The organism is Raoultella sp. T31 (assembly GCF_002806725.1).
Classification (GTDB): Bacteria; Pseudomonadota; Gammaproteobacteria; order Enterobacterales; family Enterobacteriaceae; genus Klebsiella; species Klebsiella electrica.
Genome location: NZ_PIBO01000007.1, coordinates 179,331 through 186,927, shown reverse-complemented (window position 1 = coordinate 186,927; position 7,597 = coordinate 179,331). Strand labels below are relative to the sequence as shown.

Below are 7,597 nucleotides of genomic sequence, written 5' to 3'. Positions count from 1 at the left end.
CTCTTTCATCAAGCGAAAGCGCTAACCGGTGCCGCTTTCGCACGGGAGGACGGTATCTATCTCACTCATGAAAATACCTCTGCCATATTCGTCATCAAAATCTATTAAAATCCGCGCATCCCATTGATAAACGTTTCAATCACATTGCGCACACGGTCGTAGACTCGTGCCCGCACGTTCTTGCGTTCCAGAATCTTCGGCGTCCAGATTAGCGTTTCTGCCACTTCATCCTCTCGCGGCATCACGTCGGTAAAGAGGTAGTTATCCAGTAAGCCGGTCAGTTTGATCGAATCGAGTCGCTCTTCGCTACACAAGGCTTCCAGCGCCTTACCTTTTGAATCGCCACGGATAATCTAGACACTTCCGAGCCGTTGATAATATGGGTTTTCATATTCTGTCGGTGACATCTGATCGCTAGAGCCATGCCGACGCTTACTGTTATAAAACATTTCGATGTAATCAAAAATATCGCTGCGGGCTTCTTCCCGCGTTCCGTAGATCTTTTTCTTTATCCGTTCACGCTTCAGCAACTGGAAAAAGCTTTCTGCAACCGCATTATCATGGCAGTTACCGCGACGGCTCATGCTGCCCTCCAGGCCGTGCGATTTCAGGAACGACTGCCACTCATGGCTTGTGTACTGACTGTGTCAGCGCCAGTGATATAAGACATTCATTCACCATTCAGGTTGTCCGCTCTACCCGTCATGCGGTTTCCTTAAGGTTCCCACACCGAAAAGGATTCCAGCATGCTGAGCAGAGAGGACTTTTTCATGATAAAGCAAATGCGCCAACAGGGTGCCTATAGACTGGCCCCATAGATCACCAGACACTTCGCCTCTCTTAAAATAAGAGGTAGTCTTAGACCTATGTTTAACACCAGTCAGAATAATAAGATGGTTGAAGTGTTATCAGGACCTGAGCGGCGTCGCCGCCGTACACCGCAGGAAAAAATAGCCATTATTCAGCAGACAATGGAACCCGGTATGACCGTGTCTCATGTCGCCCGCCTGCATGGCATCAATGCCAACCAGATTTTCAAATGGCGCAGGCAATACGAAGACGGCTCGCTAACTGCCGTGGCTTCAGGCGAAGAAGTTGTGCCTGCTTCTGAACTTGCTGCCGCCAATAAGCAAATCCGTGAACTACAGCGCCTTCTGGGCAAAAAGACGATGGAAGCTGAAATACTTAAAGAGGCCGTGGAGTTCGGTCGGGCAAAAAAATGGATTGCGCATGCGCCCTTGTTGCCCGGGGACGACGAATAACCGACGTCTGCCGGAGTATTGGTGTGTCGCGTGCGCAGCTGAGTATCAGGGTTCACCGGTTGTCTGACTGGCAGGATCACCGGCGACCCCCCCGTTTTGACGATAACGCGGTGTTGTCCCGGATAAATACGGCTGTGGCCAGTCTGCCCACGTACGGTTATCGACGGGTATGGGCACTGTTGCGACGGGAGTCGGAGCGTGACGGGCAGCCTGTAGTTAATGCAAAACGGGTGTACCGCATCATGAGTACCCACCATCTGCTTCTTGAGCGAAAACCTGCGGATAACCACCGGAAGCGGGCGCATAAAGGACGCGTGGCAGTGGCTGAGAGCAACCGACGCTGGTGTTCAGACGGCTTTGAGTTCCGCTGCGATAATGGCGAAAAGTTGCGGGTAACCTTCGCACAGGACTGCTGTGACCGGGAGATCATCGACTGGGCCGCAGGCACAGGTGGCTATGACAAAGAAACCGTGCAGGATGTCATGCTGGGTGCGGTAGAAAAACGCTTCGGGCAGCATCTGCCATCAGAGCCCCTGGAATGGCTGACGGACAATGTTTCGGCCTACAGGGCTCAGGAAACGCGGGCGTTCGCCCGGATGCTGGGCCTGGAACCCTGCACGACAAGAGTACGTAGTCCGGAGAGCAACGGCATAGCAGAGAGCTTCGTGAAGACGATAAAGCGGGATTACATCAGCATCATGCCTAAACCGGACAGCCAGATGGCGTTAATAAATCTGGCAGTAGCGTTCAGCCATTACAATGAACATCATCCGCATAGCGCGCTGGAATATCGTTCGCCGCGGGAATTTATACGCAGGAAATTATCGCAACCGTAAGAGAGAAAATGCGTCTGGATATATAGGGTCAAATCCAGCCTACATTGTCGATATCGCAACACAGGTCGGATGTTCCGAGAGAACTGTCAGGCGATATCTCAAATACCCTGAGCCCCCGGCCCGTAAAACACGCCATAAAATGGCTAAACTCAAGCCGTTCATGGATTACATCGACATGCGGCTGGCGGAAAACGTCTGGAACAGTGAGGTCATCCTCGCTGAGATCAGGACGATGGGATACGCCGGTGGGCGCTCCATGCTGCGTTATTACATCCAGCCCAAACGTAAAATGCGGCCCTCAAAGAAAACCGTGCGCTTCGAAACCCAGCCCGGATACCAGCTGCAGCACGACTGGGGGGAAGTTGAAGTCGACGTGGCCGGGCAGCGGTGCAAGGTGAACTTCGCCGTCAATACGCTGGGGTTCTCCCGCCGCTTCCACGTCTTTGCCGCGCCAAAACAGGACGCTGAACACACGTATGAGTCGCTGGTGCGCGCCTTCCGCTACTTCGGCGGCAGTGTGAAAACCGTGCTGGTCGACAATCAGAAAGCCGCCGTGCTGAAAAACAGTAACGGCAACGTGGTGTTCAACTCCGGCTTCCTGCTGCTCGCCGACCACTATGGCTTCCTGCCGCGGGCGTGCCGCCCGCGCCGGGCCCGGACCAAAGGTAAGGTTGAGCGGATGGTGAAATATCTCAAGGAAAACTTCTTTGTCCGCTACCGGAGGTTCGACAGCTTTACCCACGTCAATCAGCTCCTGGAGCAGTGGATAGCAGATGTGGCTGACAGGCGCGATCTTCGCCAGTTCCGGGAGACGCCTGCGCAGCGCTTCGCTGTTGAACAAACGCATCTTCAGACACTGCTGGCAACCGACTTCGATACCAGCTACTTCGATATCCGGCACGTGTCCTGGGATGGCTACATTGAGGTTGGCGGCAACCGATACAGCGTACCCGAGTCGCTGTGTGGCCATCCGGTCTCGATCCGGATCTCGCTGGATGACGAGCTGCGGATCTACAGCAACGAAAATCTGGCCGCGACCCACCGGCTCAGTGGACCCTCATCGGGCTGGCAGACGGTGCCGGAGCATCACGCTCCGCTGTGGCAGCAGGTCAGTCAGGTTGAGCATCGGCCCCTGAGCGCCTATGAGGAGCTGCTGTGATGTACGAACTGGAAACACTGCTGAACCGGCTGAAAATGGAACACCTGAGTTACCACGTTGAAAACCTGCTTGAGCAGGCAGCGAAGCAGGAGCTTAACTACAGAGAGTTCCTGTGCATGGCGCTGCAGCAGGAATGGAGCGGGCGGCACCAGCGGGGAATGGAGTCCCGGCTGAAGCAGGCACGCTTGCCGTGGGTGAAAACGCTGGAGCAGTTCGACTTCAGCTTCCAGCCGGGCATAGACCGAAAGGTCGTCCGTGAGCTTGCAGGCCTGGCGTTCGTGGAGCGCAGTGAAAACGTGATCCTTCTGGGCCCGCCGGGCGTGGGGAAAACGCATCTGGCGGTCGCGCTGGGAGTAAAAGCCGCCGATGCGGGCCACCGGGTGCTGTTCATGCCGCTGGACAGGCTGGTTGCCACGCTGATAAAGGCGAAGCAGGAAAACCGACTGGAGCGACAGCTGCAGCAGTTGAGTTATGCGCGGGTGCTTATCCTGGATGAGATAGGTTATCTGCCAATGAACCGTGAGGAGGCCAGCCTGTTCTTCAGGTTGCTGAACCGTCGGTATGAAAAAGCGAGCATCGTTCTGACGTCAAACAAAGGGTTCGCTGACTGGGGCGAAATGTTCGGAGATAACGTGCTGGCGACGGCGATCCTGGACCGTCTGCTGCATCACTCAACGACACTGAACATAAAAGGAGAAAGCTACCGGTTGAAAGAGAAACGCAAGGCCGGAGTGCTGGCAAAAAGCGCAACGCCAATCAGTGATAATGAAATGGTGGAAAGCGGACAGCGTTAATGACCAACAGCGGACAATGAAAATGGCGAAAAGCGGTCAGTAATCTTGGCGTTGACAACTGCCCTGATCCAAATGAACCAGCACCTGTTTTTGGGGATTACGCCGCCATACAGCCATCAGCAGTGCGTTCAGGACAATGTCCTTTGTCATCCGGGATTGCATGGACCAGCCGATAATTTTGCGTGAGAATAGAGCAACAACTACGGCAAGATACAGCCAGCCTTCGTGGGTCCTGATGTAGGTGATGTCCGTTACCCAACGCTCATCCGGAGCATCCGGATTGAACTGTCGCTGGAGCCTGTCGGGCGACACGATACTGGCCTCGCCTTTACGTGCCCGCGGGCTCCGGTATCCGACCTGAGCCTTTATCCCGGCACGTTTCATCAGTCGCAAGACTCTGTTGACTCCACACTGTTGCCCGCTGTCCCGCATATCCAGATGGATCTTGCGATAACCATAGACGCATCCCGATTCCAGCCAGAACTGTTTAATCTGTCCTGTCAGTCTCAGGTCTGCCTGACGGCGTTGTGAATGCGGCTGCTGAAGCCAGGCGTAAAAACCACTGGGATGAACATCCAGAACCTGGCAGAGCAGGCGAACAGGCCAGCAACAGGTGTTGTCACGGATAAAGGCGTACCTCAGTCGGACCGCTTTGCGAAGTAAAATGTCCCGTTCGTCGGTAACCCGCTTCAGCTCTTTCTGGAGACGGCGGATCTCGGCCTGAGCATCTGACCGTTCTTTATTAGTGGAAGAATCCGGACCGTACTTCTTTACCCATGCGTAAAGGCTGTGGGTGGTGATATCGAGACGTGTTGCAACGCTGGAAACAGAATGGCCACGATCAACAACCTGTTTGACTGCTTCAATTTTAAACTCTTCAGGATAACGCTTACCGCTCATGGGCACCTCTCATTAAGCCATCTTAAATGACTCTGAGGTGTCTGTTAAACCCGTGGCGATTCAATTTGCTAATTTTTTCGATAACAATTCTATAAGAAAAACCTTCTATAACATAGTTCCCTCACAGACTTAAGTTCGTTCCCTCTCAGCAAAGTTTTAGCCATCATAACGACTCTATTATAGAAAAAATAATCTAAAGCGTGAGTGTGAGAATGAATAATATAGCTGACAAAATTGAAATTAAAGAACTTAATGCAAAGTATAATTTCTCAGTAGATGAATCTGATGCTGAGTCGTGGGCGTCTTGCTTTACTCCAGATGGTGTATTTAACGCTCTTTTGCCTGGAAAATCTCCGAGAGGAACGCAAGAGTTAATTGATTTTGTGGAAGTCGTCGCTGAGTCTTTCGGTCAAATGCACCATTTAACAACCAACGAAATAATAATTATCGAGGGTAACAAAGCGCAGCAAAAGTGTTATCTTCAGTTTATTTACAAGAAAAACGGACTAACTCAAGGTGGAATCTGTATTTATAATGATTGGCTTGAGAAAGAGAATGGGAAATGGAAGTGCAGCCGAAGAGATGTTATTTATAAAACGAAATTTATTGACATCTATGATGAAATAAAATAACAACTTAAAAAGGACAAAGAAAATGTTAAAAAATAAAGTTGCTATTATAACAGGTGCCGCCGGGGGAGTTGGCCAATCTGCTGCAAACTCTTTTTACATACACGGTGCCTATCTCGTATTGGTTGACCTTAATTCTGATGACATCAATAAAGTTACTGAAAAATATAATTTTAATCCTGAAAGAATTCTGACCGTATCTGCCGATGTTAGATCAGAAGAGCAGGTTAAAAACTATGTTAAAAAAGCCGTAGATAAATTTGGTAAAATTGATATATTTTTCAATAATGCAGGTATTATAGGGCGGGTATCCTCGTTAACAGAAGCGTCAGAATCAGACTTTGATCTTCTAATGGACGTCAATGTTAAAGGCGTTTTCTGGGGCTTAAAGCATATTCTGCCGGTGATGATTGATCAAAAATTCGGTTCAGTAATCAACACCGCCTCAATGGCGGGTCTGATTGGTTTTCCTTCTCTTGGTTTATACACAGCCTCCAAGCATGCGGTTGTAGGCCTGACTCGTGCCGCCGCACTGGAAGTAGCCGGTAATGGCGTGAGAGTTAATGCAATTTGTCCTGGACCAGTTAATACGAAAATGATGAGAAAAATAGAATCTGGCTTAAATGAAAGTAGTCCTCAGGACGTTCAAACTCAGTTTTCAGGTTTAGTAGCAATGAATAGATATGCTGATCCTGAAGAAATCGCTCAGGTTGCAATGTTCCTTGCTTCTGAAAATGCTTCTTACATCACAGGTAGTATTTACACCGTTGATGGTGGTATGACTGGAATGTAGTCAACCACGAGTTCATTTGCATTACACTTCCCAGAACCTACAACCCATTTTATAAGCAATGCCCCATGCTGGGGCATTTCACACACTTTTCGTGCACCTTTCCAGATCTAACTTCATTCTCCAATCCCACCTGGTCTCATCGTAAAAATAGTTGTTTATATTCAGCATGATAAATATCAATTTTTTATTCTCTCTCTTGATGAAATAGGCACAAAATTTGCTTAATTAAAGCTTCAAATTGAGGAGGCTTCCATGAATATCTGGTCAACTGACAATGTCACCCCATGCGAAAAATTCAGCTACTGGAGAGAGGTTCTCTGCCAGGCTTACACAGCTCTAGATCCGGTTGTTAGCTCTGCGTCGGGATTTTCAGGAACGGTTACATCGGGTAAGCTCGCAGACGTGGACGTGACCAGTATCAGTTCGCTGGCTCAACGAATTAATCGTGGATATGATGAAATTCGCAGAATGCCCAATGAATATTATTTTCTGAATCTTCAGATTTGTGGTCAATGTCTCATGCAACAGGGGAACAACACAGCGCTTATAAACCCAGGAGAGTTTTCGCTTGTTGACTCTACTCGACCCTATATCAATGATTATCTTACTGATGACTTTAAACAGTTATCATTTAGAATTCCGCAGTCATTATTAAAACCACTTTTACTCCATCCTGATGCCATTTTGACTTCAAAATTTGCACCTGACGGTGGGATATTCACTATAACAATTGATTTTTTAAAGACTATCGCATCTACAGATCTAAGTTACCACGGAATCGTTCAGACCAAACTCATGGAAAATCTGGTGAGTTTGGTTGGACTTTCTCTGGGGATTAATTCGAGATCATATGATAAAGTCACTCAAACTTATCAAGAGCAACTTTACATAAGTATCAAAAAGTACGTGCGCGAAAATCTTAGCGATCCTGAACTTGGCCCCATCAAGGTGGCAAATAACTTCAGGATATCAACCAGATATTTACATAAAATATTTGAACAAGGAGCTGAATCCTTCAGTCGATTTCTCCAGAATGAACGCCTTGATAAATGCGCGAGTGAACTGAAGTATATCAAATCAGATTCAGTTTCTACTATCGCTTTTCGAGCAGGATTTAATGATACATCTCATTTCAGTAAAGTATTTCGTCAACAATTTGGACAGTCACCAAGAGATTATAGAAAAGAAAATCAACAATAAAAAACCCCGTCCTACCTGGACGGG

At 48.9% G+C, this 7,597-nt stretch carries 7 protein-coding genes and 2 pseudogenes; 6 read left to right on the top strand and 3 right to left on the bottom strand.

Translation table 11 applies throughout. From position 1 onward, the window contains the following. Window positions 1–104: 104 nt before the first annotated feature. Window positions 105–314, bottom strand: coding sequence for a hypothetical protein (locus tag CWM52_RS07650; protein WP_227521268.1), 210 nt, complete (start codon window positions 312–314; stop codon window positions 105–107). Between the two features lie 39 nt (window positions 315–353). Continuing rightward, window positions 354–644 (bottom strand): annotated as a pseudogene (locus CWM52_RS07645) (IS3 family transposase); the annotation flags it as partial. A gap of 249 nt (window positions 645–893) precedes the next feature. Here CWM52_RS07645 and CWM52_RS07640 point away from each other — a divergent pair. The 3 genes from CWM52_RS07640 (at window position 894) to istB (ending at window position 4,051) form a co-directional block, all read left to right on the top strand. After that, window positions 894–2,098, top strand: a protein-coding gene (locus CWM52_RS07640) for an IS3 family transposase (protein ID WP_100683551.1) whose coding sequence is annotated in 2 segments (ribosomal slippage) — window positions 894–1,212 and window positions 1,212–2,098 — 1,206 coding nt in all. Because the reading frame shifts where the segments join, the coding sequence is not laid out codon by codon here. 22 nt (window positions 2,099–2,120) lie between these two features. Beyond that, the gene (gene istA, locus CWM52_RS07635; RefSeq protein ID WP_100683550.1) at window positions 2,121–3,257 is read left to right on the top strand and encodes an IS21 family transposase; all 1,137 of its coding nucleotides are present in this window, start codon (window positions 2,121–2,123) and stop codon (window positions 3,255–3,257) included. Next, window positions 3,257–4,051 (top strand): IS21-like element helper ATPase IstB, encoded by a 795-nt coding sequence (gene istB / locus CWM52_RS07630; protein WP_133121731.1) that lies wholly within the window; start codon window positions 3,257–3,259, stop codon window positions 4,049–4,051. The genes istA and istB overlap by 1 nt, the downstream gene beginning before the upstream one ends. 57 nt (window positions 4,052–4,108) lie before the next feature. On the opposite strand, the pseudogene CWM52_RS07625 reads toward istB, so the two are convergent. Next, window positions 4,109–4,951: pseudogene (locus CWM52_RS07625) on the bottom strand (IS3 family transposase); the annotation flags it as partial. Between the two features lie 212 nt (window positions 4,952–5,163). Between CWM52_RS07625 and CWM52_RS07620 the strand changes: the two are divergent. The 3 genes from CWM52_RS07620 to CWM52_RS07610 all read left to right on the top strand — a co-directional run bounded on the left by CWM52_RS07620 (window position 5,164) and on the right by CWM52_RS07610 (window position 7,573). Then, on the top strand, window positions 5,164–5,583 hold the full coding sequence (locus CWM52_RS07620; protein WP_100683547.1) for a nuclear transport factor 2 family protein: 420 nt from the start codon (window positions 5,164–5,166) through the stop codon (window positions 5,581–5,583). Window positions 5,584–5,605: 22 nt separating this feature from the next. Then, window positions 5,606–6,373, top strand: a complete 768-nt coding sequence (locus tag CWM52_RS07615; protein WP_100683546.1) for an SDR family NAD(P)-dependent oxidoreductase — start codon at window positions 5,606–5,608, stop codon at window positions 6,371–6,373. A 252-nt stretch (window positions 6,374–6,625) separates the two neighbouring features. Next, complete coding sequence (locus CWM52_RS07610) at window positions 6,626–7,573, top strand: helix-turn-helix domain-containing protein (protein ID WP_100683545.1); 948 nt, start codon at window positions 6,626–6,628, stop codon at window positions 7,571–7,573. Window positions 7,574–7,597: the final 24 nt, after the last annotated feature.

Bases quoted from the DNA above. Each gene is read 5' to 3' on its own strand.
- istB (WP_133121731.1), top strand. From the start codon at position 3,257: ATGTACGAACTGGAAACACTGCTGAACCGGCTGAAAATGGAACACCTG.
- CWM52_RS07620 (WP_100683547.1), top strand. From the start codon at position 5,164: ATGAATAATATAGCTGACAAAATTGAAATTAAAGAACTTAATGCAAAG.
- CWM52_RS07615 (WP_100683546.1), top strand. From the start codon at position 5,606: ATGTTAAAAAATAAAGTTGCTATTATAACAGGTGCCGCCGGGGGAGTT.
- CWM52_RS07610 (WP_100683545.1), top strand. From the start codon at position 6,626: ATGAATATCTGGTCAACTGACAATGTCACCCCATGCGAAAAATTCAGC.